The sequence below is a fragment of the Burkholderia pyrrocinia genome (assembly GCF_022809715.1).
Classification (GTDB): domain Bacteria; phylum Pseudomonadota; class Gammaproteobacteria; order Burkholderiales; family Burkholderiaceae; genus Burkholderia; species Burkholderia pyrrocinia_C.
In genome coordinates this window covers 280,647-306,377 of sequence record NZ_CP094461.1, presented here as the reverse complement: position 1 = coordinate 306,377, position 25,731 = coordinate 280,647, and the positions used below count along the sequence as shown (strand labels likewise).

Annotated in this window: 15 protein-coding genes and 1 pseudogene; 7 read left to right on the top strand and 9 right to left on the bottom strand. The window is 66.3% G+C overall.

The window, feature by feature from the left end; genetic code table 11:
* Positions 1–169 precede the first annotated feature (169 nt).
* Positions 170–427 (top strand): annotated as a pseudogene (locus tag MRS60_RS31725) (MFS transporter); the annotation flags it as partial.
* A 202-nt stretch (positions 428–629) separates the two neighbouring features.
* Here MRS60_RS31725 and MRS60_RS31720 read toward each other — a convergent pair.
* Complete coding sequence (locus tag MRS60_RS31720; protein ID WP_131949003.1) at positions 630–794, bottom strand: FmdB family zinc ribbon protein; 165 nt, start codon at positions 792–794, stop codon at positions 630–632.
* A gap of 212 nt (positions 795–1,006) precedes the next feature.
* Between MRS60_RS31720 and MRS60_RS31715 the strand changes: the two genes are divergently transcribed.
* Positions 1,007–1,741 carry an ABC transporter substrate-binding protein gene (locus tag MRS60_RS31715; RefSeq protein WP_131949004.1) on the top strand — a complete coding sequence of 245 codons (735 nt, stop codon included), beginning with the start codon at positions 1,007–1,009 and terminating at the stop codon, positions 1,739–1,741.
* 77 nt (positions 1,742–1,818) lie between these two features.
* On the opposite strand, the gene uvrA is transcribed toward MRS60_RS31715, so the two are convergent.
* Both uvrA and MRS60_RS31705 read right to left on the bottom strand, forming a co-directional pair.
* Positions 1,819–7,722 carry an excinuclease ABC subunit UvrA gene (uvrA, locus tag MRS60_RS31710; RefSeq protein WP_243567324.1) on the bottom strand — a complete coding sequence of 1,968 codons (5,904 nt, stop codon included), beginning with the start codon at positions 7,720–7,722 and terminating at the stop codon, positions 1,819–1,821.
* A gap of 184 nt (positions 7,723–7,906) precedes the next feature.
* Complete coding sequence (locus tag MRS60_RS31705; RefSeq protein WP_243567323.1) at positions 7,907–8,302, bottom strand: winged helix-turn-helix transcriptional regulator; 396 nt, start codon at positions 8,300–8,302, stop codon at positions 7,907–7,909.
* A 96-nt stretch (positions 8,303–8,398) separates the two neighbouring features.
* Between MRS60_RS31705 and MRS60_RS31700 the strand changes: the two genes are divergently transcribed.
* Entirely contained in the window at positions 8,399–8,806 is a 408-nt protein-coding gene (locus MRS60_RS31700; protein ID WP_034182370.1) for a DoxX family protein, read from the top strand.
* An 11-nt stretch (positions 8,807–8,817) separates the two neighbouring features.
* Positions 8,818–9,561 carry an SDR family NAD(P)-dependent oxidoreductase gene (locus MRS60_RS31695; protein ID WP_034182371.1) on the top strand — a complete coding sequence of 248 codons (744 nt, stop codon included), beginning with the start codon at positions 8,818–8,820 and terminating at the stop codon, positions 9,559–9,561.
* Positions 9,562–9,584: 23 nt separating this feature from the next.
* Here the strand turns inward: MRS60_RS31695 and MRS60_RS31690 are convergent, their stop codons facing one another.
* From MRS60_RS31690 to MRS60_RS31670, 5 genes are all read right to left on the bottom strand, one after another.
* Positions 9,585–11,045, bottom strand: a complete 1,461-nt coding sequence (locus MRS60_RS31690) for an aspartate/glutamate racemase family protein (RefSeq protein ID WP_243567321.1) — start codon at positions 11,043–11,045, stop codon at positions 9,585–9,587.
* Positions 11,042–12,316, bottom strand: coding sequence for a dicarboxylate/amino acid:cation symporter (locus tag MRS60_RS31685; protein WP_243567320.1), 1,275 nt, complete (start codon positions 12,314–12,316; stop codon positions 11,042–11,044). Before MRS60_RS31685 ends, MRS60_RS31690 begins: the two co-directional genes overlap by 4 nt.
* A gap of 186 nt (positions 12,317–12,502) precedes the next feature.
* Positions 12,503–13,417, bottom strand: a complete 915-nt coding sequence (locus MRS60_RS31680) for a LysR substrate-binding domain-containing protein (RefSeq protein ID WP_034182373.1) — start codon at positions 13,415–13,417, stop codon at positions 12,503–12,505.
* Between the two features lie 333 nt (positions 13,418–13,750).
* On the bottom strand, positions 13,751–14,146 hold the full coding sequence (locus tag MRS60_RS31675) for an outer membrane protein assembly factor BamE (RefSeq protein WP_131949011.1): 396 nt from the start codon (positions 14,144–14,146) through the stop codon (positions 13,751–13,753).
* A 44-nt stretch (positions 14,147–14,190) separates the two neighbouring features.
* The gene (locus MRS60_RS31670) at positions 14,191–18,162 is read right to left on the bottom strand and encodes a YadA-like family protein (RefSeq protein ID WP_243567319.1); all 3,972 of its coding nucleotides are present in this window, start codon (positions 18,160–18,162) and stop codon (positions 14,191–14,193) included.
* Between the two features lie 1,443 nt (positions 18,163–19,605).
* Between MRS60_RS31670 and MRS60_RS31665 the strand changes: the two genes are divergently transcribed.
* Entirely contained in the window at positions 19,606–20,439 is an 834-nt protein-coding gene (locus MRS60_RS31665; RefSeq protein WP_243567318.1) for a response regulator transcription factor, read from the top strand.
* Positions 20,432–22,780 carry a sensor histidine kinase gene (locus tag MRS60_RS31660; RefSeq protein WP_243567317.1) on the top strand — a complete coding sequence of 783 codons (2,349 nt, stop codon included), beginning with the start codon at positions 20,432–20,434 and terminating at the stop codon, positions 22,778–22,780. The genes MRS60_RS31665 and MRS60_RS31660 overlap by 8 nt, the downstream gene beginning before the upstream one ends.
* Positions 22,781–22,862: 82 nt before the next feature.
* Here MRS60_RS31660 and MRS60_RS31655 read toward each other — a convergent pair whose 3' ends face one another.
* Positions 22,863–24,209: an MFS transporter gene (locus MRS60_RS31655; RefSeq protein ID WP_034182378.1), complete on the bottom strand. Its 1,347-nt coding sequence runs from the start codon at positions 24,207–24,209 to the stop codon at positions 22,863–22,865.
* Between the two features lie 286 nt (positions 24,210–24,495).
* Here MRS60_RS31655 and MRS60_RS31650 point away from each other — a divergent pair, with 286 nt between their 5' ends.
* Positions 24,496–25,533, top strand: coding sequence for a LacI family DNA-binding transcriptional regulator (locus MRS60_RS31650; RefSeq protein ID WP_175749177.1), 1,038 nt, complete (start codon positions 24,496–24,498; stop codon positions 25,531–25,533).
* The last annotated feature ends 198 nt before the right edge of the window (positions 25,534–25,731 follow it).

Genomic DNA, 25,731 nt, shown 5'->3' with positions numbered 1-25,731 from the left:
TGGGCATCTTGTCATCTAGCCGCCGCCGCGCATCGAGAAATTTCACGTTATGGCGAGCAAGGGGCAACACTATCGGATCGTCTTCGCGGGCTGTGGCGTGGCTGGCCTGCCGATCGCGTCCACAATCGGCGCTCGAACTGTGCCCGAGCGTCCCCCCCAGGCTCACCTGATGGTCCGTCGCGCGGTGGCGCGCGCCACCTTCGGCACGGCGCTGGAATGGTTCGACTTCGCGTTGTACGGTGTCGTCGCAGCGACGATCTCCGAAGCTGTTCTTTCCGTCGCTCGACCCGACCGCGTCGCTGGCAAGCTTCTGGGCGGGGCTCGCGGCCCGTCCGCTCGGCGCGGTGATCTGCGGCACGCTCGGCGCAACCTGATGCTGGTCACGGTGTCGGTGATGGGTCCGCCGTCGTTCCGGATGGGCCTGCTCACCGTCACTTCATCAAGGGCCGTGATCGACTGCGAAGCGGTCAGCTGAATGACGCGGTTTCCGTGGGAGCGAACGTCGCCTCCTGGCCGAACTCAGCCAGCGAACAAGTTTTATACGGCCGCCGTTAATCCGCCGGGCAGGCGTCTGTCGCTTTGGGAAGGATCACCGCACAAAAAAATGAGTTGATGCTGGCGGACCGGGCTCAGCTCTTGCTCGACGTCTTTGCTACAAATGGCGTGGGCGCATGCTGAACCTGTTCGCTTCCACATTTCGGGCATTGCGGGTGAGCGGTTTCATGCTCTGCGAGATGTTCGACATGTTCGAACATCTCGCCACACTTCTCGCAACGGTATTGGTAAGTAGGCATGGCATCCCTCCGGCACGAAGCTTGCGAGTGTCGCCACGGACGAAGCCCGGACGGCGTCCAGCACCCCAAATGAGGAATTGTAGTGCAGGACATGTGCAGACACTAATCCTCCATCACCGCGACACGCTGCTCCCCACGGCCCGGTGATAAGCTCAACGTCGATGCATTTCCTGGCCCCCTGACCGCCTATCCGCCCCCAAACGAGCTCCCTCATGCCCCTCGCCCCTGCCATCCTCTCTGCCTTCACCCCAACCGGCAAGCTGCGCGCGTCGATCAATCTCGGCAACCCGATCCTCGCGAACCGCGATCCGGCCACCGGCGAACCGTTCGGCGTGTCGATCGATCTGGCGCGCGCGTTCGCGGAACGCCTGTCGGCCGAGCTGGAACTCGTCGTGTTCGACGCCGCCGGGAAATCGGTGCAGGCACTGACCGAAGAGCGCGCCGATTTCGGCTTCTTCGCGGTCGATCCGCTGCGCGGCGAAACGGTCGCGTTCACCGCGCCGTACGTGCTGATCGAGGGCTTCTATCTCGTGCGCGACGCTTCGCCGATCCGCACGAACGAGGACGTCGACCAGCCGCACAACCGCGTGACCGTCGGCAAAGGCAGCGCATACGACCTGTTCCTCACGCGCGAACTGAAAGCCGCGCAGATCGTGCGCGCGCCGACGTCGCAGGCCGTCGTGCAGACGTTCGTCGAACAGCAACTGGAAGTAGCGGCCGGCGTGAAGCAGCAACTCGAAGCCGACGCCGCGAAAACAACGGGCCTGCGCCTGCTCGACGAGCGGTTCATGGTGATCCGGCAGGCGATGGGTGTGCCGAAGAGCCGCGGCGAGGCTGCCGCGGCGGCGCTGAACGAATTCGTCGAGGAAATGAAGGCGTCGGGCTTCGTCGCGGAGTCGCTGCGGCGGCACGGCATCACCGGCGCGTCGGTTGCACCGCCAGCCTGATTGAAAACCGCATGACGATGTAAAAACGGCCCCGGTGTCTCGTTCGACACCGGAGCCGTTCATTCGACGCGCCGCATTCAACCGACCCGCGCTTCTCCCTGCCGCTCGGCTTCACCCTCATTCGCCGCCGTGCGCGCGAGCACCGGCTTCAGCGCCTGCCCCGTATGGCTCGCGCTCACCTTCGCGAGCGCTTCCGGCGCCGCCGCCGCGACGATCGTGCCGCCGCCCACGCCGCCTTCCGGCCCGAGATCGATGATCCAGTCGGCTTCCGCGATCACGTCGAGGTCATGCTCGATCACGACGACGCTATGCCCCGCGTCGACCAGCCGATGCAGCACGCGAATCAGTTTCGCGACGTCCGCCATGTGCAGGCCGACCGTCGGCTCGTCGAGCACGTACAGCGTGTGCGGCGCCTTCTGGCCGCGCCGCGTGATGTCGTCGCGCACCTTCGTCAGCTCGGTGACGAGCTTGATGCGCTGCGCCTCGCCGCCGGACAGCGTCGGCGACGGCTGGCCGAGCGTCAGGTAGCCGAGCCCGACATCCTTCATCAACTGCAGCGGATGCGCGATGTTCGAGATCGGCGCAAAAAATTCCACTGCCTCGTCGATCTCCATCGTCAGCACGTCGCCGATGTTCCGGCCGCGCCACGTAACGGCAAGCGTCTCCGGGTTGAAGCGCTGCCCGTGGCATACGTCGCACGGCACCTTCACGTCGGGCAGGAAGCTCATGCCGATCGTGCGCACGCCTTGCCCTTCGCACGCAGGGCAGCGCCCGTCGCCGGTATTGAACGAGAAACGCGACGCCGTATAACCGCGCGCACGCGCTTCGAGCGTATCCGCGAACAGCTTGCGGATCGTGTCCCACACGCCGATATAGGTGGCCGGACACGAACGCGGCGTCTTGCCGATCGGCGTTTGATCGACCTCGAGCACGCGATCGATCTGCTCCCAGCCGCTCAGCGACTCGCAGCCCTGCCATGCATGCGTGACGTTCAGCGACGGCCGCGGCGCGCTGCGCGCGAGCACGCTCGAACGGCGGCTGGCCGCCGGCGCGTCCTGCTGCGCAGCCTTGCGCGCGCGCCGCGTGGCCGGCGACGACAGCACCGAGCGGCCGACCGCGTCGAGCAGGTTCGTCATCAGCACGTCGCGCGCGAGCGTCGACTTGCCCGACCCGCTGACGCCCGTCACCGCGACGAGCCGCGCGAGCGGAATGCCGACCGTGACGTCGCGCAGGTTGTGCAGCCGTGCACCATGCACGGTCAGCCAGGCTTCCGGCGCCGCCTGCCCGCCCTTCTTGCCCGGCAGGCTCACGCCGCGGCGCGTTTGCAGCGGATGCGTCATCGGATGCGCGAGCAGGCGCCCCGTCACCGAATCGGACTGCGCGGCGAGATCCGCGACCGCGCCCTGCGCGACCAGCGTGCCGCCGCGCTTGCCGGCGCCCGGGCCGACGTCGATGATGTGATCGGCGCGGCGGATCGTGTCCTCGTCATGCTCGACGACGACCAGCGTATTGCCCTTGTCGCCGAGCTTGCGCAACGCGTCCAGCAGGATCTGGTTGTCGCGCGGATGCAGGCCGATCGTCGGCTCGTCGAGCACGTAGCAGACGCCTTGCAGGTTGCTGCCGAGCTGCGCGGCGAGACGGATGCGCTGCGCTTCGCCGCCCGACAGGCTCGGCGCCGCACGGTCGAGGCTCAGGTAGCCGAGCCCGACTTCCTCGAGAAACGCGAGGCGGCTGCCGATCTCGCTGACGATGTCGCGCGCGATCTGCGCGTCGCGCCCGGTGAGTTCCAGCCCGTCGATCCAGCGCCGCGTGTCCGACACCGTCCACTGCGCGACCTCGACGATCGGATGCGCGTCGAACGTCACCGCGCGCGCGGACGGGTTCAGCCGCGTGCCGCCGCAATCCGGGCACGGCTCGTTGCCGACGCCTTCCGGTTCCTGCTCGTCCGACGGCAGCGTCTGCTCGCGGCCGCGGCCGTCCTCGGCGAGCACCGTGTCGTCGTACGCGGCGCGCTGTTCGCGCGTGAGCGTGACGCCGGTGCCGACGCAGGTCGTGCACCAGCCGTGCTTGCTGTTGTACGAGAACATCCGCGGGTCCAGCTCCGGATAACTCGTGCCGCACACCGGGCACGCACGCTTGACCGACAGCACCTTCACCGCACCGACGCGCGCGGTCGAACGATCGTTCTGCATCGCATCTTGCAGCCCGTCGAGCGGCGCGAGCAGATGCATCACGCCCTTGCCGAGTTCGAGCGTCTCGTCGAGCACGCGCCGCAACTCGGCCTCGTTGTCCGGCGATACGACGATATCGGCGACCGGCAGCTCGATCGTGTGCTCGCGGAAGCGGTCGAGCTTCGGCCACGGATCGACCGGCACGAACTCGCCGTCGACGCGCAGATGCGTGCTGCCGCGCGCCTTCGCCCACTTCGCGAGATCCGTGTACACGCCCTTGCGGTTGACGACGAGCGGTGCGAGCAGCCCGACGTGCTCGCCGCGATGATCGCGCAGCAACTGCGCGGCGATCGATTCGACGGACTGCGACGTGACCGGCGTGCCGTCGTGGATGCAATGCTGCAGGCCGAGCTTCACATACAGCAGCCGCAGGAAGTGCCAGACTTCGGACGTCGTCGCGACCGTGCTCTTGCGGCCGCCGCGCGACAGCCGCTGCTCGATCGCGACGGTCGGCGGAATGCCGTACACCGCGTCGACTTCGGGGCGTCCGGCCGGCTGCACGATCGAGCGCGCATACGCGTTCAGCGATTCGAGGTAGCGGCGCTGGCCTTCGTGGAACAGGATGTCGAACGCGAGCGTCGACTTGCCGGAACCCGACACGCCGGTGATCACGTTGAACTTGCCGTGCGGGATATCGACGTCGAGCGACTTCAGGTTGTGTTCGCGCGCGTTGACGATCCGCACGACATCCTCGCCTTCGATCGCACGGCGCTCGCGCGCGGCGTTCAGCACGGCCTGCAGCGGCACGCCTTCGTCGCCGAGCGGCGCTTCGGCATCCATCGCGCGATCGTATTGCAGCAACGCCACGCCGGTATGCGATTCGGCGCAGGCCTTCACGTCGTCGGGCGTGCCCGCGCACAGCACGAGGCCGCCGCCGTCGCCGCCTTCCGGGCCGAGATCGATCAGCCAGTCGGCCGCGCGGATCACGTCGAGGTTGTGTTCGATCACGATCAGCGAATGGCCGGCCGCGAGCAGCTTGCCGAACGCCTGCATCAGCTTCGCGATGTCGTCGAAGTGCAGCCCGGTGGTCGGCTCGTCGAACATGAACAACTTCACACGCGCGACACGTGCCTCTTCCGTGACGACCCGGCGGCCGTTGACCGCCGCCGCGGATTCGGCAAGGAAGCCGGCCAGTTTCAGGCGCTGCGCCTCGCCGCCCGACAGCGTCGGCACCGGCTGGCCGAGCTTCACGTATTCGAGCCCGACGTCGACGATCGGCTGCAGCACGCGCAGCACCTCGGCGTCGGCCGCAAAAAACGCGGCCGCTTCGCTGACGGTCAGGTCGAGCACGTCGGCGATGCTCAGCGCGCGGCCATCGCGCTCGATGCGCACTTCGAGAATCTCGGCGCGGTAGCGGCTGCCGTCGCAGTCCGGGCAACGCAGATACACGTCGCTCAGGAACTGCATCTCGATGTGCTCGAAGCCCGAGCCGCCGCAGGTCGGGCAACGGCCGTCGCCCGAGTTGAAGCTGAACGTGCCGGCGCCGTAGCCGCGCTGCAATGCGAGCGGCGCCTTCGCGAACAGCTTGCGGATCTCGTCGAACGCGCCGACATAACTCGCCGGGTTCGAACGCGTGGTCTTGCCGATCGGCGACTGGTCGACGAACACGACGTCGCCCACCTGGTCGGCGCCTGTCAGGCTGCGGTACGCGCCCGGCGACTCGGTCGCCTTGCCGTGGTGCCGCGCCATCGCCGGATAAAGCACGTCCTGCAGCAGCGTGGATTTGCCGGAACCCGACACGCCGGTCACGCACACGAGCCGCTGCAGCGGAATCTCGACCGTCACGTCGCGCAGGTTGTGTTCGCTCGCGCCGTCGAGCACGATGCGCGGCGTATCCGCGTCGACCAGCCGGCGCGCCCAGTTCGACGCATGCGCGACATGCTTGCGGCCGCCGAGGTATTCGCCCGTCAGCGTGTGCGCCGAACGGATGTCGCCCGGCGTGCCGTCGTAGACGATCGTGCCGCCGCGCTCGCCCGGGCCGGGACCCATGTCGATCAGCCGGTCCGCCGCGAGCATCACCGACGGATCGTGCTCGACGACGACCAGCGTATTGCCCGCGTCGCGCAGCCGCTGCATCGCCTCGACGATCCGCGTGAGATCGCGCGGATGCAGCCCGATGCTCGGTTCGTCGAGCACGAACAGGGTTTTCGTGAGCGACGTGCCGAGCGCCGTCGTCAGGTTGATCCGCTGCACCTCGCCGCCCGACAGCGTGCGGCTCTGCCGGTCGAGCGTCAGGTAGCCGAGCCCCACGTCGCACAGGTATTTCAGGCGCGTGCGCACTTCGGCCAGCAGCAGCTTCAGCGCATCGTCGAGCAGCGCGCTCGGCAGGTTGATGTCGTCGAAGAAGCGGCGGATGCGCTCGATCGGCAGCAGCATCAGGTCGTGCACGGTCAGGCCCGGCAGCGCTTCGAGCTGCGCGCGGCTCCAGTCGACGCCGCGCGGCATGAAACGGCCGGCCGGCGCGAGCACGCCGTCGGCGTTCTCTTTCGAGCCGAGCCGCCATTGCAGCGATTCCGTCTTCAGGCGCGCGCCGCCGCACACGTCGCACGGCGTGTAGCTGCGGTATTTCGACAGCAGCACGCGGATATGCATCTTGTACGCTTTCGATTCGAGGTAACCGAAGAAGCGCTTCACGCCGTACCACTGGCTCTGCCACTTGCCGTTCCAGTCCGGCGAACCGTTGACGACCCAGTCGCGCTCGGCGTCCGTCAGCTCGGCCCACGGCACATCGCGCCGGATGTCGGCCTTCGCCGCGTAGCGCATCAGGTCGTCCTGGCACTCCTTCCATGCGGGCGTCTGCATCGGCTTGATCGCGCCGCCGCGCAGCGTCTTGCGCGCGTCGGGAATCACGAGGCCGAGATCGACACCGATCACGCGGCCGAAGCCGCGGCAGGTTTCGCACGCGCCATAGGCCGAGTTGAACGAGAACAGCGCCGCCTGCGGCTCCGCATAGCGCAGGTCGCTGTCGGGATCATGGAGCCCGGTGGAGAAGCGCCACACCTGCGGCTCCGCCGCCGTGCCGCCAGCGTTTTCCGGCTCAGCCGCGAGCACGTAGACGTTCACGCGCCCGCCGCCGCGCTTCAGCGACGCCTCGATCGCCTCGACGACGCGCACCTTGTCGGCCTGCTGCACGCGGAAGCGGTCGGCCACCACGTCGAGCACCTTGCGCGGCCCGGTGGGCGACGCGACTTCGCGCTGCGCCTGCACGCGCGTATAGCCGCTCGCGGGCAGCCACTGCGTGACTTCTTCGTCAGTCACCGTTTCCGGCAGCTCGACCGGGAACGTGACGACAACGCGCGGATCGTCCGCCTGCGTGCGCGCGACGAGCTCCGCGTAGATCGTCTCCGGCGTGTCGTGCCGCACCCGCCGCGCGGTCTTGCGGTCGAACAGCTCGGCCGCGCGCGCGTACAGCAGCTTCAGGTGATCGTTCAGCTCGGTCATCGTGCCGACGGTCGAACGCGAGCTGCGCACCGGGTTGGTCTGGTCGATCGCGATCGCGGGCGGCACGCCGTCGACGCGATCGACCTGCGGGCGGTCCATCCGGTCGAGGAACTGCCGCGCGTACGCGCTGAAGGTTTCGACATAGCGCCGCTGGCCTTCCGCGTACAGCGTGTCGAACACGAGACTCGACTTGCCGGAGCCCGACGGGCCGGTGACGACCGTCATTTCGCCGGTGCGCAGGTCGAGATCGATATTCTTGAGGTTGTGCTGACGTGCTCCGCGAATGCGGATCAGATTGCTGGATGACAATTTGCCTGCCCGTCTGAATGAGTTAGCCAGAGTTCACGGTGCCGGAACGCTGCGGCGGATGCCCGCAGGCGCGGCGCACGCGCCGCCCAGGGTCGCACCTGGGCGGCTCGATTTCGACGGCTACTATACTGTATATTCATACAGTTTTCCATTGCCGGCGCGGATACCCCGGCAACGCGTCCGGTCATTCCGGCTTCGGCTTGATCGCGTCGGGCTTGCGTCCGCGCGTTGCCTGCCTGACCGGTACGCTGCGCCCGTACTCGTTCCACCACGCTGCCAGCGCTTCCATCGTCGGCCCGAGACCGCGCGCCTTCGCGGTGATCGCGTATTCGACGCGCGGCGGCACTTCCGCGAAAACCGTGCGGGTGATCAGGCCGTCCGCCTCGAGCTCCCGCAGCTGCGCCGTCAGCATGTGCTGGGTGATGCCCGGAATCGCCTTTCGTAGTTCTCCAAAGCGATAGACGCGCTGGTTGAGCAGCCACATGATCTCCAGTTTCCACTTGCCCGACAGCAACGAAAATGCGCGTCGCATTTCGTCGTGCATGTTCACTTCATCGGCGTCATTAGTCATCTTTTCCATACCAACAGACAGAAAATCATCCTACTTGCATGCTTTCATCTTAGACGACATTCTTGAGTCAAGTCGACACCGAAAAACTTAAGGAACCCGTAGTAAATGATTGAAACCTACGCATACTGGATCAGTACCGCATTACTGTCGCTGCTCTATCTGGCGTCCGCGACGCTGTACATCGCCAAGAGTAACCGGGTTCGCAAGAGCCTCGCCGGCTTCGGCTATCCCGCGTATCTCGTTTCGATCCTGACCATCGCGAAGCTGCTCGCCGTGGCGGCAATCCTGACGCGCGTCGGCGTGCCGCTCAGCGATCTCGCCTACGCCGGCGTGTTCTATCACCTGCTGCTTTCGGCCCTCGCGCACATCGGTGTGCGCCAGCCGCGCGGCGCGCTGCCGGCCGCAATCGGCCTCGTCTGTCTCGTCGTGTCGTTCACCACGCAAAACGCGGCGCGCGACATCCCGTCGCCGTACGGCGCGCTCGCGACGACACATCACGCAACCATCGACTGAAGGAGCACGCCATGGCCCGACTCAACGGGAAAATTGCCATCGTAACGGGCGCCGGCCGAGGCATCGGACGCGCCACCGCGAAACGATTCGCTGCCGAGGGCGCGACGGTAGCGGTCGTTTCGCTCACCCCCGCCAACGTCGACGCGGTGGTGGCCGACATCGAGGCAGCCGGCGGCAACGCGCTCGGCGTGCCTTGCGATCTCGGCAACGCGGACCAGATCAACGCAACCGTCGAAAAGATCGCCACGACCTGCGGCGGCATCGACATCCTCGTCAACAACGCCTTCGATCCATCGGCACCGTTCTCGTCGATCGTCGATCTGCCGGTCGAGCAACTGCAGCGAAACTTCGAACTCGGGCCGATCGCATACCTGAGGATGATGCAGGCGGCCTATCCGCACCTGAAAGCGAGCGGCGAAGGACGCGTGATCAATTTCGGGTCCATGGCCGGCGTCATGGGGCTGGCGGGGTACGGTCCGTACAACATGGCGAAGGAAGCGGTGCGCGCGCTGACGAGAACCGCCGCACGCGAATGGGCCGCCGACGGGATCACGGTCAACAACGTCCTGCCGCTGGCGCAGACGTGGGGCGCGGACGCCGACGTGCCGCCGCCGACCAACCCGCTCGGCCGCTTCGGCACGCCGGACGACGACATCGCGCCTGTCGTCCTGTTCCTCGCAAGCAGGGATGCACGGTTTCTGACCGGATACAGCCTCACGCCGGACGGCGGCGCGATCATCGACAGCGCGCGCTGAAGCGCGGTCGACGGGAAGCCGCTTCAATCGCCGGGAGCCGTCGCATACGCAACGCATCGGCGCGCGAGAACCTCGGTCGGATCGATCAGCGTCGCCCGCGCGCCGTTCCGCGCGGTGTATTCGCCGCCCGGAAGAAGGATAGGCAGCTCCGTGCACCCGAGGACGATCACGTCGACGCCCTCGGCGATCAGCGCGTCGACCGCGGCGCCGATATCCTCTTCGCACTGCCCGGTCGTGAAGCCGGCCTTGACGCCGTGCTTTCCGTAGATCGCTTCCATCACGCGTGCCTGCAACGCCGGCGCCGGCGCAACCTGTCTGAGCCCGTGCGATTCGAGCGCTTTTTTGTACACGCCGCTTTCGATCGTGCCCGACGTTGCCAGCACGCCGACATCGCGCAGCCGCGGATACGCGTCGCGCAGATGAGCGACGGTGACGGTCAGCATGTTCACGATCGGGATGCCGAGGTACGGTTGAATCCGCTCGACAAAAGCATGCGCGGTATTGCACGGGATCGCGATGATGTCCGCATCGCCGTCCTCGAGCTTCTTGCACGTCGCATACAGGGAGATCGTGGGATCCGTACCGGCATCGACGAGGTTCTCCGTCCGATCGGGAATCTGCGGATTCTGTTCGACCAGCAGCTTGATGTGATCCTGGTCGCGCGAAGCCGGCGTGTTGCGAACGATCTTGTGCAGGAAGTCCACCGTCGCGGCCGGCCCGACGCCGCCGACGACACCGATCTTGAACGTCGATGCGCGGGAGTCGCACCGTGCCGAAACGACGTACTGCGCATACGCGAGATTGGAGTCGATCAGCGGTACCCGCCGAGGGCCGATTTCGTCGGCGACGAGCGCGATCTCCGTCAGCCCGGGAACGATGACCTGGGCCCCTTGATCCGCCAGATCCTCGCATGCGTCGCGCAGCAGTTCGATCGGCCTGCCGCGAAGATTGCCGCGCTTGATGCCGTCCGGCCCGTAGATCGCTTCGGTGACGAGATCGATATCGCCGCGCGGCCGCGGATGGACGATTTCGAACTGAGGCGACGGGAAGTACCGGTCGAACAGTCCGTTGGCCCGCACATGGTCCGAAGCCAGCACACCGATACGCGTGGCGCCAGGGTACTTCCGCTGCACGTGGCTGCGGACGGCTTCCACGATATCCACGATCGGCAGGCGCGTATTCGCCTTCAGTTCGTCGATGAAGGTGTGGCTCAGAAAGCACGGCAGCACCACCGTCGTCACGCCGCGCTTCTCGAACGCACGGATCATGTCGAAGACATAGAGCTTGCGCTCGGTCGTCGCTGCGCTGCCCGAACCCGAACCCCTGAACGGATATTGCTCGAAGATCAGGTCGATGTGTTCTTCGTCGGACGACGCGGGCGTTGCCTTCACCAGCTTGAAGAAAACGTCGGCGCTTCCCAGCGGCCCAAGACCGCCGACCACACCGAATTTCCGCCGCGTATCCGCGATTTCCACGCGCTTCATGCGTTCAGCTCCGGCCGGTCGAACGCGGCACGGTTCGACTTCGCCACCCGCCCGCCTTCCCACTTCGCGATCACGGCCGTCGCGACGCTGTTGCCGATGACGTTCGTCATCGTGCGGCCCATGTCGAGAATCTGATCGATCGCGAGGACCATGGCCACGCCGGCGGCCGGCAGATGGAACATCGGCGCGACGGCAGCGACGACGACCACCGATCCGCGCGGCACGCTTGCCATGCCCTTGCTGCTCAGCATGAGGATCAGCAACATGGCTATCTGCTGCGACAGCGGCATGTTCACGCCGAACGCCTGCGCGATGAAGATCGCCGCAAACGCCTGATACATCATCGAACCGTCCAGGTTGAACGCGTAACCCAACGGAAGCGTGAAGCCGACCACCTTCTTGTCGACGCCGAACTTCTCCAGCTGCTCGGTCAGGCGCGGATAGGCCGCCTCGCTGCTCGCGGTCGAGAACGCGATCAACGCGGGTTCGCGCACGGCCTTCAGCAGGCCCCCGACGCGCCGCCCGAGGAATGCATAACCGACGCCGATCAGGATCATCCACAGGATGAGCAGCCCGAGATAGAACGAGCCGATCAGCTTTCCGTACGTGTAGATCACATCGAGCCCGCGCAGCGTGACCGACGAAGCGATGGCACCGAAGACGCCGAGCGGCGCCGCGCGCATCACGTAGTTCGTCAGGCGCAGCATCACGGGCACCATGCCGTCGATCGACTGGATGACGATGCCGACACGCTTGTCGCTCTTCAGTGCGCTCAGCGCGATGCCGAGAAAGACGGAAAAAACGAGAATCTGCAGGATGTCGTTGCGCGCCATCGCATCGAGCAGGCTGGTCGGGAACGCGTGCGTGATCACGTCCCTGGCGTTCAGCGCGGCCGTATTCAGGCCGACATTGACCTCGCCCGCGGTCTCCGTGAGCTTCAGGCCGGCTCCCGGCTGCAGCGCATTGGCCATGACCAGGCCGAGGCTCAACGAAATGAGCGATGCGCAGACGAACCACCCGATCGAGCGAAGGCCGATGCGCCCGACGTCTTCGCCGCTGTCCATTCCCGCGAGGCCGGAGACGAGCGTGACGAACACCAGCGGCGCGATGATCATCTTGATCAGTCGCAGGAAGATGTCCGTCACGATCGAGAAATAGCCGGCAATCGTCTTGAGCGTGCCCGGGTCCGAGATGCCCGTGTGACACGCATAGCCGGCGACGACGCCGAGGATCATGCCGACTGCGATGCTTAGGGTAAGGCGATTTTTCATGTCCATCCGTCCTTGGGTGGCGCCCGGCCCGGCCGCCGGAAGGCGGCTGTCGGGCGCTGGAATGAGCGCAGGCGACGCTGTCCGCGCGTCACATTTGCCGTTGGAACGAATGGTAGGGAGGGTCAATAAAACCGTGATGCCGGTCCATCATGGCGGTATGCGAGCGCCGCATAAGGCGGGAAAACCCTAGCCCGGCGCGGCAGCGGCGGCGCGCAGATGCTGCCAGAGCGTCTCCAGGAACTCGCTGCGATTGGACGCGTCGCGATATACCCGCAGCTCGACTTCGAGGTTCCATGCAGCCGGCCCGGCCGGCAGGAGCTCGCCGGCCGCGAGTTCGGCGGCGATTGCGCTCTTCGGCAGCCATGCCACGCCCTCGCCTTCCATCACGAGCTTTTTCAGCACTTCGGCCATGTCGGACTCGTAGTGCAGCTGCAATGCCGGCGCCTCCGGTGCGCGACCGAGCAGCAACGCGAGACACCGCCCGAAGTAGCTGGTTTCCGTATATGAAATAAGCGGCAACGGATGCTGTTTCGTGCCGGGAAGGCGAAACGCGGGCGCCGATCGGCGGTTGGGCCTGCAGGCCGGCATCAAGGTGTCAAGGCCGACGGTCAGATGCTCGTACCTGACCGGGTCGAGATGGAGCGGAAGCTCGGGATGGTGATAGGCAAACATCAGCTCGCAGTTTCCGTTGACGAGCATCAGGATCGAATCATGGACGTTCGTGGGAATGACGCGTGCCCGCACCTCGCCGAAATGCGGCGCAAGCGCCTTGAGCCACGCCGGCAGGAAACTCAGCGCGATCGTGTGACCCGCTGCGATCTGCAGGCTCTTGCCGGCGATTCGCTGCTCGGTGCGGATAATCGCCCGGGTGTCGAACAACCGGCCGAGCACATCTTCCGCCGTCTCGCGAAACAGTCGTCCGGCCGGCGTCAGCACGGGCGGAAAGCTGCTGCGGTCGATCAGTTCGGCGCCGATCCACTGTTCGAGCGACTGGATCCGGCGGCTGAAACCCGATTGCGTGACGTTGCGGAACTCCGCCGCCCGGGAAAAGCTCTGGTATTGAGCGAGGGCGATGAAATCCTCGATCCATTTGATTTCCATGTTTGCCTTGGAGGTCCACAACCGGATCGACCTGCGGGTGACCGGCGTAACGGCGCGGGTGCGGAAGGCAAAAGCTTACGAGTGTCGAGCGCGATTCGTCAAACGGCCCGGTTTTATCGCCACGTCGACGTCCTGCCGCGACACGCCGTCGACCATGGCCACCGGATACGGGCATCTTTCCGAAGGTTCGGTGTTCGCCGAAGCACGATCCCGATCGTGCCCGGGCCGGGCGAACAGCGACCGCGGGGTTGAACGATGCCCGTCGCAACCGGGCGCCGATGCACGAACTCCATCGGCGCCCGCCAGGCTGTCGGGCAGACAGGTCACGCGGCGTCAGCCCTCCTTGCCCGCCGCCCCCTTCCCGCCGAAGGCTTCGCACTCGGGCTTGTTCCACCGCGTCTTCACGACGCGGTTATCCGAATCGAATTGAACCTGATACTGGCAGGTCGCGACCTTTCCGGAATCGCGGAACTGGAACAGGTAATTCCACGTCCGCACATGAAAAATCCACTCGTGGAAATGCGGCGGCCCGAGCAGCTCGTACAACTGATTCTTCGTAACACCCGGCTGAACCTGCGCGAGATTCGCGAGATTCGGATACGTGCCCTCGGGCAGCGTGGCCGTATCGGCCGACGGGAACGGCGGATCGCCCTGCTGCGTGGCGCATCCGGACAGGCCGGCGACGGCGAGCAGTGCCGCGGCCGCGAACTTAGCAATGTGTGCGTTCATGTTTGGCATCGTCTGAATGAAAGGGAAACGGCGCGGTTCGCGGCTCACCACTGATACCCGGCACCGACCACCGCGCCATACGTGCCGCGCGTGTTGGTCGAGACGGCCGCCTTGTAGATCCAGTGGTTGTTCTCCGAAATCGTCGAAATACCGAGCGCCTGCCCGGACTGGCCGCGATACACGCTGCCGGCCAGCGCCACCATGCTCTTGCCCGGGCCGGACGGCTGCGGCAGGCCGGCCACGGCCATCGCCGTCGCCGTGCCGCCGTCCGCATCGCGGCGGTAGCTGTCGAGGCTGTTGCGCAAGCCGGCGACCTGGCCGTCCGTGTAGCTGTTCGCCTGCGACAGCGTGTTGCCGACGCTGGCGTTCAGCTGGTTCACGTTGACCGCATCGGTGCCCTGCGTGCCGGCCGCGACGTTGACGACCTGGCGCGCCGAATCCGCCGAGCCGACCGCGACGACGTTCGAGCGGCCGCCGTCGTTGCTGCCCGTGCCGATCGCGGCCGAGTTGCTGCCCGACGCGGTCGACCCGACCCCGATCGCGGTCGACCCGTTGCCGGACGCCAGCGACCCGTTGCCGACCGCCGTGCTGTTCGAGCCCGATGCGACCGCGCCCGAGCCGCCCGCCGACGAGTTCGACCCGGTCGATCCCGGCGGCACGTTGGAGCCGGCCGGATTCGACGTGTACGAACCGCCGAGGTTCGACGTGCGCTGGTTGATCAGCGTCGTCAACTGGTTGGCGACCGAATCGAGCTGCGACACGTTCACCGCATCGGTGCCGCTCTTGCCGGCCGCGAGGCCGGTGATCTGCCGGTTGCCGACGTTCACTTCGCCGGCCGACGACTGCGGGCTGCTGAGCCCGTACGCGATGTAGTTCGTCTGCGCGCCGACCATGGTCAGCGAACCCGCGCCGAGCGCGACGCTGTTCGCCAGCGTCGCCGACGCGCCGGCGCCGAGCGCGAGCGCGTCGGTCGCGTTGCTGCGCGCGCCCGATCCGATCGCGACGCTGCCGACGCTGGCCGCGACCGCATTGGCGCCCTGCGCGACCGACTGCGCGCCGGTGGCCGTCGCGCCGCTGCCGAGCGCGATCGCATCGGCCTGCGCGGAACTCGCCGCCTGCCCGATCGCGACGCCGCCCGGCGCGGTGGCGTCGACGATCGCACCGTTGCCGATGCCCACGCCGTTATCGCCGTTGACGACCGTCGTCGGGCCGACCGCGATCGACTCCGCACCGACCGCGAGCGAATCCACGGCCGTCGAGTTCGCATGGAAATACTTCTGGCTCGTGACCGCGAACGACTGCAGCGCGCCGGCCAGCTGCCGCACGGTCACCGCATCCTGCTGGCCGGTGCCGTCCGCGACGTTGGTGATCTGGCGATACGTCCTGCTCGCCGCGTCGCCGACCGATACCGCGCCCAGCAGCGTCTGGTCGGTCGTGTTGAACGGGATCGACGCGCTGCCGTTGCGGATCACGCCGGAAGCCGGCACCGTCGCACGATCGACCACCGAGCCGGCGCCGAGCGCGATGCTGCCGTCCACCCTCGCGACCGCGTTCGGGCCGATCGCGACGCTGTCGACGCCGAGCGCCTGGCTGTCCGGTGCGGTCGAGTTCGCGTGGAAATACTTGGTGCCGTGCGCGTTGATGTTGTCGATCGCCGAGCCGACGTTGTTGTTGATCGTCGTCGAGCCGTCGCTGTTGTACGTCACGTACGACGGCGCCGAGATCGTCCCGGTCGTCGGATCGTAGGTGGCCCCGCCGCCGATCGCGCCGGCCGTGCTGTTGCCGAGATTGGTGTTGTTCGACGTGATCGAGCTGAGGCTGGTCGACAACGAACCGATGCCCGTCGACGTCGCGGTCGACAGCGACGTCAGGTTGCTGTTCGTGCTCGACAGGCCGGTGGACAGCGAGCCGACGATCGTCGAGGTCGACGTGGACAGCGACGTGATCGAGCTCGTCGTCGAGCTGAGGCCGGTGGACAGCGAACCGATGCTCGTCGACGTCGCGGTCGACAGCGACGTCACGCTGCTGTTCGTCGTGCTCAGGCCGGTCGACAGCGAAGCGACGCCGGTGGACAGCGAACCGACGATCGTCGAGGTCGACGTCGACAGCGACGTGATCGAGCTGTTCGCGCTCGACAGGCCGGTGGACAACGAGCCGATGCTTGTCGACGTGGCGGTCGACAACGACGTGACCGTGCTGTTGGTCGAACTCAGGCCGGTGGACAGCGAGCCGACCACCGTCGACGTGGAGGTCGACAACGACGTAATGCTCGACACCGTCGACGTCGACAGCGACGTGACCGCCTGATTCGTCGCATCGAGCTGCGACCCGTTGATCGCGTCCGTGCTCGCCGAATTGATGCGCCCGGCCGCGACGTTGGTGATCTGGCGTTCGCTGCCCGACGCGCCGACGCTGACGACGCTGGTCGGCGTCGTGCCCTGGAAGGTGTACGTGACGCCGCCGATCGTCGCGCTCGACGTCGGATGCGGTGCAGCCGTCGTCGAACCGGAGCCGAGCGCGACATCGCCCGCGTTGTTCGCCACGGCCGATGCGCCGAACGCCACCGCGCCCGCGGCCGCGGCCGTCGACGTGTTGCCGAGCGCGAGCGAGCCGACGCCCTGCGCGTTGTTCGAATTGCCGATCGCCACCGCGCCGTCGCCGTTCGCCGTGTTGTTCGAACCGGCCGTGACCGCGCCGGTGCCGATCGCGGTGCTCGGGTCGCCGATCGCCACCGCGCCGTTGCCGCTGACCGTCTGGCCCTGGCCGAGCGCGACGGCGCCGGTACCCGCCAGCACCTTCGAGTTGTTGCCGCCGGCGATCGAGCCCGCGCCCGCGGCGGCGGCGACCGAGTTGGTGTCGCCGATCGCGATGGTGGATCCCGCGGCCGCAACGCTGTTGATGCCGATTGCGGTCGAATTGATGGCCGACGCCGTCGCACCGGGGCCCAATGCGGTCGCCGATATGCCGGTCGCGCGCGCGAGATTGCCGAACGCGACGGCGAACTGCTGCGTCGCGGTCGCCTGCACGCCCATCGCGGTCGAACTGATGCCCGACGCATTGGCGCTCAGGCCGAACGCCATCGACTGGTCGGCGCCCGCCGTCGTGCTCGAACCCAGCGCGATCGAGCTGGTGCCGAGCGACTGCGTGCCCGATCCCGGCACGCCGGCAACGCCGCCCCAGCCGATCGCGATCGACGAGCCGCCCTTCGCGCCGCTGTTGACGCCCATCGCGACGCCGGAATTGCCGGACGCCAGCGCCCCGCTGCCCACCGCAACGGCTGCCGCGCCTGAACTCGTCGACTGGTTGCCGATTGCGACGGTCCCCGTATCGGTGGCATGCGACGCGTAGCCGAGCGCAATGCTCTGAACCCCCACCGCGCTCGATCCGAGACCGAGCGCGGCCGCATACTGGCCGGACGCCAGCGCATTGTTGCCGAGCCCGATGGCGGCAACGCCGGTCGCGGCTGCGCCACTGCCGATCGCCACCGCTCCGCTTTGGGTCGCGCTCGAGAGATTGCCGATGGCAACCGAATAGCTGCCTGAACCGATCGCCTGCACGCCGAGCGCCGCGCTGTTGACGCCGGTCGCCTGCGAGTTGATGCCGATGGCCGTCGAACCGTCGGCTACTGCGTGTGCGCCCGGGCCCAGCGCGGTGGCAGAAACGCCCGTTGCCGTCGACAGGTTGCCGAATGCGGTGGAATTCACCTGCGTCGCAGCCGAACCGTTACCGACCGCTATCGAACTGGCGCCGCCGGTTGCCGACCCGCCACCTGCCGAGTACTGCGCATGCGCAGCAACATGGAACAAGCCGAGATACGCCGATGCCATCAGCACGGCCAACCGCCGTAGCGACGGAGCGGCAGGCATTCCCGCGTGTGTCGCCGCACCCCCGATCGCGGTACGTTCCGCCGCGCTGCTCGACGACGCAACGCGCTTGCCGCGCGCACGGTCAAGCTCCGACGCCGCAACCCAGGCCCCCAATGATTCGTTCCAGATCGACTTGAACGACTTGTTCATCTTGTCTTCCCTCGGTTCTCATGTGCTGGATGACGCAACAGCGAACGCAACGACAAGCGACGACGCATCCCTCTGCGTTCCCGCCCGTCCTGCGACGCTCCGTTCTTCACTTTGGATAGCTAAATAAATGCTCGAACAACGCTGCACGATATTCCCGATCGCCATCGCGATCGCGCGAACGCACGCCGCACGTGCGCTTCGGCACGATGCGCGACGACGATCGCCGGTTATCGAATCATGGAAGCCGACCTCGCAGGAAAAGCGGCGACGCGATATACCGCGCACCGCGAATCCGCGCGCGTGCGCCGTCGCACCGAACCTGCGGCGACCTCGAATCTCATGGGAAAGCGTCGTTCAGACGCCGGATGGACGGGTGCCGGCCCAGACCCCGGGGCGGCCCGCCGTGATTCATTCAGGAGGAGGATGGAGCTGCGTAGTCCCCGGGTTTGAAGCATGCGCCGCCGGTTCGCTCGAACCGGTGCGTCGACCTGCCGTGCCTGTCGTGCTCATATTTTTCGTGCCCGCCTGATTCGATAGCTCACCTCGCGCGACCGTGCCCGGACGAATCGAATCGCCGGGCCGCCAACGCGAAGCCGCTGCCTCTTTCCGTTCGGCCGCCAAACGCACTTTCCGGATTTCCGGAAAAGAACCGATGGCTTGCCGAACGACCCCTGCATCGAATTAATCGATCGAATTTCCTTGACGATTTTTTCTTGCTCGATGCTTCAACCCCAAAAAACTTCACAGCCTTCCGATTTATCTTATATATCAACACATTCGGAGAATTATGAAGTTTGCATTACCCTCGTGCCAGTTATCCGCCCGCTGCAGAACGCCCAAACTCTGAGAATTCCATCATTCAATGTCACATTGAATATCGCATGACTCCGGATGCGACAGCGCAAGAAGTCCGCGCAAAACCGGTTGCCTCGAAGAACCGATTCCAGCCGCGCCGGGGCTAGTGTGCAGGGATTCGTCCACGCAAACCTTTTCCCGAGCGGACAAACCCTTTTCCAGAGCGGATGACATTTACATTCATACAATCCGGCACGAAATCCGATTTCTCCAAGAAAGCAATTCTGACCGGCCGCCAATAAAGCCTTAATCAGGCAAGCCTCGAATCAGCGCATTCAATTTATGTCGAACGACACCAAATTTCGACACAAGACACCCGAATTCATCGACCGGGCCATTTCAATAAATATAATCCCCATACCGGAAATAAAGACCGACATTAAAAGTTAATTCGGCATGTTTTTCCACCTCTTTTGCTTTCCGCCGAACGCCGTTGCCGGCAACGCGTCACACCCCGCCGGATATGCCCACACAGGCCGCACGGAATCCTCACAATCGTGCTGTTGCCGGCATATAATTTTTCGCAACAATCGCGCGCATAGCGATGCTTTCAGCCCGTCAGGCCCACCTCCCTACCCGTCCGCAACCATGTCATCCCGCTCGTCCAGCCCGGCGTCGCTTCGCTCCACGCCGGATCTCGCTGACGCACATATTCTGGTCGTCGACGATCGCCCGAACGACCTGCGGCTCCTGACCGAGATCCTGCGTGCCGCGCGGTGCCGGATCAGCGTCGCGTTCGACGGGCTGCAGGCCTATCACCGTGCGCAGGCCATCTCGCCCGACCTGATCCTGATGGACGTGCGCATGCCGCGCATGGACGGGTTCGCCGCGTGCCGGCTGCTGGCGTCGACGCCGTCGACGCAGTCCATTCCGGTGATCATCCTGACGGCCGCGGGCGATCTCGAGGACCGCATCGCGGGGCTCGAAACCGGCGCGATCGACTACATCGTCAAGCCGTTCGAACCGGCGGAAGTGATTGCGCGGATCCGCAATCATCTGAAGCGCGCGCGGCGCAGCCAGCCGTTTGCGCACCTGCCCGAACTGCCCGACAACCCCGACGCAGCCGTCGTGCGCGCGGCGAGCGAGGTGCTGCTGCGCAACCTGCGCCATCCGCCGGCGCTCGAGGATCTCGCCAAACAGGTCGGCACGCACGAAAAGCGCCTGTCCCGCGTGTTCCGCGACCATCTCGGCCAGACGGTGTTCGAGTATCTGCGCGACACGCGCCTGCGCGCCGCGATGCACTTTCTCGCGGAAACGTCGATGGGGATCGGCGACATCGCCGAGGAAATCGGCTTTTCCACGCCCGGCAATTTCGCGACGGCGTTCCGCGAACGCTTCGGCATCACGCCGTCCGACTGGCGCCGCCAGCGCCACGCGGTCAATGCGCCGCCCACACCGGGGGAGCACCATCACGATGCGTAGCCGATACGCGGCATGGGCAGCCGGATGTCGCGCGTTGCTGCTGCTTCTGATGGCGATGGCCGTCACCTGCGCGACGGCCCGGGCCGCGTCGGCGCCCAACCCCGCCCGACTGGAAGCCGTGTCGGTGTTCGAGGATGCCGGCGCGACGATGACCGCCGATCAGGTCGACGCCCGGCTCGCCGATCCGTCACGCGGTAAATCCGCGGCAACCACGCCGTCGTTCAACGTCGAGTTTTCCCGGTCGGCATGGTGGGTCCGCGCGACGCTGGCCAACCGCGGCAGCACGGCGCGCCCGCTGGTACTGGTATTGCGCGACGCGCGTGTCGACCATGCCGACTTCTATCTCCTCCGGGACGGCCAGTGGACACTCGCCAACCGCTTCCCCGCCGCCGATGCCGACGGCGATGCAAACCGGCAGCCATCGCGGTACCCGGTACTCGACGTCACGCTGCGCGCCGGCGAAAGCATCCCGGTGCTGATCCGCGTCACGTCGCGCAAGGAAATGCGGCTCGCGCCGGCCGCGTTCACCCGCGAAGCATGGAACGCGCAGGAGTCGCGCGCCACGATGTGGGACTTCGGTTTCTTCGGCGGGTTGCTCGCGCTCGTGTGGTGCGCGCTGCTGATCGGGTTCTTCTCGCGCAGCGGCATGTTCTACATACTGGCCGCGACGGCGCTGGGCACGGTGCTGTTCGAAGCGGCGTACCGCGGCTACACGGCGTTGGCTCTGTGGCCCGCCGCGCGCGAGTGGTCGGCGCGCGGCGAGGTGATCTTCGCGTACCTGGCGGTCTCGCTCTTCATCGTGTTCATTCTGTTGGTCGCGCATCGCGAGAAGGCGCGGCTCCCGGTGCGCGCCGTCTACATGACGATCCTCGGCCTCGAATGCGCGGGAATGGCCGGCGCCGCCTTCGGCGACCTGCTGACCTTCACGTGGTTCTGCCTGCGGTTGAACACCGTGCTGGGGATCGTGAACGTCGGCATCGCGCTGACGCTCGCGATCCGCCGGACGCCGACCGGCCGCGTGATGCTGATCGCGATTACGCTCGCCTGCTTCAACATCCTGCTGCGCACGCTCGACGGCATGGACGCGCTGCCGCCGTTCCTGTTCTGGCTCAAGTCCGATATCTATCCGAACCCCGTCATCGCGATCATCGGGCTCGCCACGCACCTGCTGGTGCTGGCCGCGTGGATCCACCACGTGGGCCGTCAGCGCACCGAAGCCAGAAAACGGCTCGAGCATTTCCAGCTCACCGAACAGGATCGCCTGCGCGACGAAGTCGCGCGGCGCACGGTCGCGCTCAACGACGCGCTGCAGCAGGTGACGACGCACATGCAGCAGAAGATCGAGACGCTCGGCTATGTCAGCCACGACCTGCGCGCGCCGCTGTCGACGATCAACGGCTACGCGAAGCTGCTGCTGCAAAGCGCGACGCGCAGCCAGGCGCGGCTGATCCGGTCGATCGACCGCAGCATCCGCTACCAGCTCGCGCTGATCGACGAACTGCTCGCGTTCACGAAGGCCGAACTGCAGCCGCTCGGCGTGTCGCCGGATACGACCGACCTGCCCGGCCTGCTCGACGACATCGGCCACTACGCGGTCGCACTGTGCGCGCAGCAGGACAACCGGTTCGTCTACCGGCCGGCCACGCCGCTGCCGCGCATGGTGTCGATCGACGGGATGCGGCTGCAGCAGGTGCTGCTGAACCTGCTGTCCAACGCGTCGAAATTCACGCGCGACGGCACGGTCACGCTGTCGGTTCATGCGGCGCGGGAAGGCGATGCGTGGCGCCTCTTGTTCGAGGTCGCCGATACGGGGATCGGGATCGACATCAGCGGAACCCGCGACATCTTCCGCGCGTACCAGCAGGTGCAGGCCGTGAACGGCGGAACCGGGCTCGGCCTGTTCATCGCGCAACGCATCGTCGACGCGATGGGCGGCGAACTGGCCGTCGCCAGCCGGCCGGGCGTCGGCACGTCGTTCTCGTTCCCGATCGTCGCGCCGGCCGTCGGGCACGCGCTCGTGCCGGCGTCGGAACTCGTCCGGCGGTTTCAGCCGGCGGACGATGCCGAACCGGAGATCGCCGCGCCGTTGCTGCACGGCCCGTCCGACGATGCGCTCGACGAACTGATCCGGCTCGCCGGCGACGGCCGGCTCACCGATATCGAAGAGTGGCTCGGCCAGCATGCGGACGAGCCGGAGCATGCGGCCTTCGTGCAGGCGATGCGCGAGCACCTCGACGCGCTCGATCTGCACGCGATCGAGAAGCTCGCCGGTTCGCTGAAACGCGCGCGCAGCGCGGATGCGTCGTTCGACGCCGAAACGGACGCGGCCGGGCAGGCCTGATCACGCGGAGGCCCATCGCTCGACCGCTATTCGCGGCCGCTGCCCATCGACCCGCTCGACGACGCGAGCGACTGTCAAGGACCTACTGCTCGGCCGCGGGCACCAGGATGCTGCGCGGAATCAACGCGATCAGCGCGCAGCTGACCAGCAGGCAAGCGCCCAGTGCATAAGTACCGTTGTTGATGTTGCCGGTCATTTCCTTTGCGATGCCGGTGATCATCGAGCCCGTGAAACCGGACAGGTTGCCCACCGAGTTGATCAGCGCAATGCCGGCGGCCGCGGCCGTGCCGGACAGAATCTGGCCCGGGAAGGTCCAGTAGATCGGCATCAGCGCCAGGATGCCGCAGGTGGCGATGGTCAGGAACACGATCGACAGCGCCACGTTCTGCGCGCATGCCGCGCTCATGATCAGGCCGACGCCGCCGATCAGCGCGGGAATCGCTGCATGCAGGCGGCGTTCGCCCGTCTTGCGCGAGTGCGATGCGTTCCACACCATCGCGAAAATTGCCGTCAGGTACGGAATGGCAGTAAGCAGGCCGATATGCAGCGGACTCCGCACGCCGGACGCGCGAATGATCGACGGCAGCCAGAAGGCCAGCCCGTAGAAGCCTGTATTGAACGTGAGAAGGATGAAGGTAAGCAGCCAGACACGCGGGCTGCGCAACGCGGCACCGACGCTGTGCGACTTGTGCGCGGCCTCGGATTCGAGATTGCGCGACAGCACCGCCTTTTCCTGGTCGGACAGCCACTTCGCCGACCGCGGGCCGTCGCCGAGGCAAGCCAGCACGATGAACGCCACCACGATCGACGGCAACCCTTCGAGCAGCAGCATCCATTGCCAGCCGCTCATGCCTGACAGGCCGTGCGTCTGCTCCATCAGCCAGCCGGAAACCACGCTGCCCAGCGTCAGGCTCAGCGGGATCGCCACCAGGAAGCCCGACATGGCCACGCTCTGGCGGCGCGCCGGAAACCAGTAGTTCATGTACAGGATGACGCCCGGGAAAAAGCCGGCTTCACACAGACCCAACAGGAAGCGCAGCGTGTAGAACATGGTGGGCGTCTGCACGTGGAAGAACTGCGCGAGCGGCACGATGAAGGCCATCGACGACGACACGATGCCCCATGTGATCATGATCCGCGCGATCCAGAAGCGTGCGCCGTACCGGTGCAGCAGCAGGTTGCTGGGCATCTCGAACAGGAAATAGCCCCAGAAGAACACGCTGGCGCCGAACGCATAGACGCTGTCGCTCAGGCTCAGGTCATCGAGCATCTGCAGCTTGGCGAAGCCCACGTTGACGCGGTCCAGGTAGGCCACGACGTAGCAGAGCAGCAGCAATGGCAGGATGCGCCGCATGACCTTGCGGTAAAGGGCGTCTTCGGACGAGTCGGCCGCGGCCGGCGCGGCAGCGGTCTGCGTGATGGTTGGCATCGGATTGTCTCCTGATTGTGTAGGTCTTCTTCGTACCGGCGAGCTCGCCGGCTCGCCGATGTTACCGATACCATCCGGTGATAAAAAAAACCGTCGACAAGACGACGGGAGCAACCGGCGCTCTGATACCGGTAACAGATTTGAAGGTAGCATGCGACGACAGGCGAGTTCAAGTCCCGACGAACAAGTGGTTTCCCTACGATGCAATGGGCGCGCAGCGGGCGGCCTGCACGGTACGCCGCACCGGTATGATGTAGCCTTTCATGTTTCCCCGATCGCGATTCCGATGCCCAGTCCCACCGCCGTCCGGCCTGCCGGACCGCCCCGCATGTCCGACGTAGCCCGCCTGGCCGGCGTATCGAAGATGACCGTGTCGCGCGTGCTTGCCGGCCACAGCGTGGCAGCCGAGACGCGCGAACGGGTCTGCAAGGCCATCGACCAGCTCGGCTACGTGGCCGATGCCGCCGCGGGTGCGCTGTCGTCTGGGCGGTCGGAATTTGTCGCGGTGCTGGTGCCGTCGCTGTCGAGCTCCAACTTCTCGGACACCGTGCGCGGCCTGACCGATGCGCTCGAACCGCATGGCCTGCAACTGCTGCTCGGCGACACCGACTACGACCTCGAACGTGAAGAACGGCTGGTGCGCTCCATGCTGCGTCACCAGCCGCGCTGCATCGCGCTGACGGGTGCGCAGCACACCGATGCGACGCGCAAGGTGCTGCAGCGTTCGGCCATTCCCGTGGTCGAGATGTGGGACCTGCCCACGCATCCGATCGACACCGCCGTGGGCTTCTCCAACGTGCGCGCCGCGCGTGCGATGGTGCGGCACCTTGCCGGGCAAGGTTACCGGCGCATCGGCTTTCTCGGCGGTGCCAGCGAGCTGGACCGCCGCGGCCTGGACCGGCTCAAGGGGTATCAGTCGGAGATCAAGGCACTGGGACTGTGCGAGCCGCGCGTCGTGCGGCTCGGTGAATCGCCGATCACCATGAGCCACGGCGGCCCCGCCATGGCAGCACTGCTGGAGATGTGGCCGGACACCGACGCGGTGATGTGCGTGAGCGACATGTCGGCGTTCGGCGCGATCATGGAATGCCACCGGCGCGGACTGTCCGTGCCGGCAGACATGGCCGTGGCCGGCTTCGGGAACTTCGAAGTGGCGACATGCTGCCACCCGACCATCACCACGGTGTCGGTCGACGCCTACGGCATCGGCCTGCGCACGGGCGAGGCCTTGCTGGCAGCGCTGCAAGCGCGTGACGACGGCGAACGGATCGAATCGCAAAGCGTCCGCATCGACTACACGATCGTCGCGCGGGAAAGCGCCTGACGGGCTGAAGGCCAGGTTTGCCGCCTTTCACGAGAAGGGTCGCGCATCGAGGCGCGACTGCGGAGCGGCTCGCGCCCTCATCCCCCCACTCGCACGCAAAATCCCCTTTCGCAACGCAAAATCCCCGTGCTAACATCCGCCCGTATGTTACCGGTAACTATCCGGCAAAAAAACTGAACGAAGAACCATGCGGAGACA

Coding starts and splice junctions, on each gene's coding strand:
- MRS60_RS31675 (WP_131949011.1), bottom strand. CDS start 14,146: ATGAACGCACACATTGCTAAGTTCGCGGCCGCGGCACTGCTCGCCGTC.
- MRS60_RS31695 (WP_034182371.1), top strand. CDS start 8,818: ATGGCCCGACTCAACGGGAAAATTGCCATCGTAACGGGCGCCGGCCGA.
- MRS60_RS31715 (WP_131949004.1), top strand. CDS start 1,007: ATGCCCCTCGCCCCTGCCATCCTCTCTGCCTTCACCCCAACCGGCAAG.
- MRS60_RS31650 (WP_175749177.1), top strand. CDS start 24,496: ATGCCCAGTCCCACCGCCGTCCGGCCTGCCGGACCGCCCCGCATGTCC.
- MRS60_RS31685 (WP_243567320.1), bottom strand. CDS start 12,316: ATGAAAAATCGCCTTACCCTAAGCATCGCAGTCGGCATGATCCTCGGC.
- MRS60_RS31680 (WP_034182373.1), bottom strand. CDS start 13,417: ATGGAAATCAAATGGATCGAGGATTTCATCGCCCTCGCTCAATACCAG.
- MRS60_RS31700 (WP_034182370.1), top strand. CDS start 8,399: ATGATTGAAACCTACGCATACTGGATCAGTACCGCATTACTGTCGCTG.
- MRS60_RS31690 (WP_243567321.1), bottom strand. CDS start 11,045: ATGAAGCGCGTGGAAATCGCGGATACGCGGCGGAAATTCGGTGTGGTC.
- MRS60_RS31705 (WP_243567323.1), bottom strand. CDS start 8,302: ATGGAAAAGATGACTAATGACGCCGATGAAGTGAACATGCACGACGAA.
- MRS60_RS31720 (WP_131949003.1), bottom strand. CDS start 794: ATGCCTACTTACCAATACCGTTGCGAGAAGTGTGGCGAGATGTTCGAA.
- MRS60_RS31655 (WP_034182378.1), bottom strand. CDS start 24,209: ATGCCAACCATCACGCAGACCGCTGCCGCGCCGGCCGCGGCCGACTCG.
- MRS60_RS31670 (WP_243567319.1), bottom strand. CDS start 18,162: ATGAACAAGTCGTTCAAGTCGATCTGGAACGAATCATTGGGGGCCTGG.
- MRS60_RS31660 (WP_243567317.1), top strand. CDS start 20,432: ATGCGTAGCCGATACGCGGCATGGGCAGCCGGATGTCGCGCGTTGCTG.
- MRS60_RS31665 (WP_243567318.1), top strand. CDS start 19,606: ATGTCATCCCGCTCGTCCAGCCCGGCGTCGCTTCGCTCCACGCCGGAT.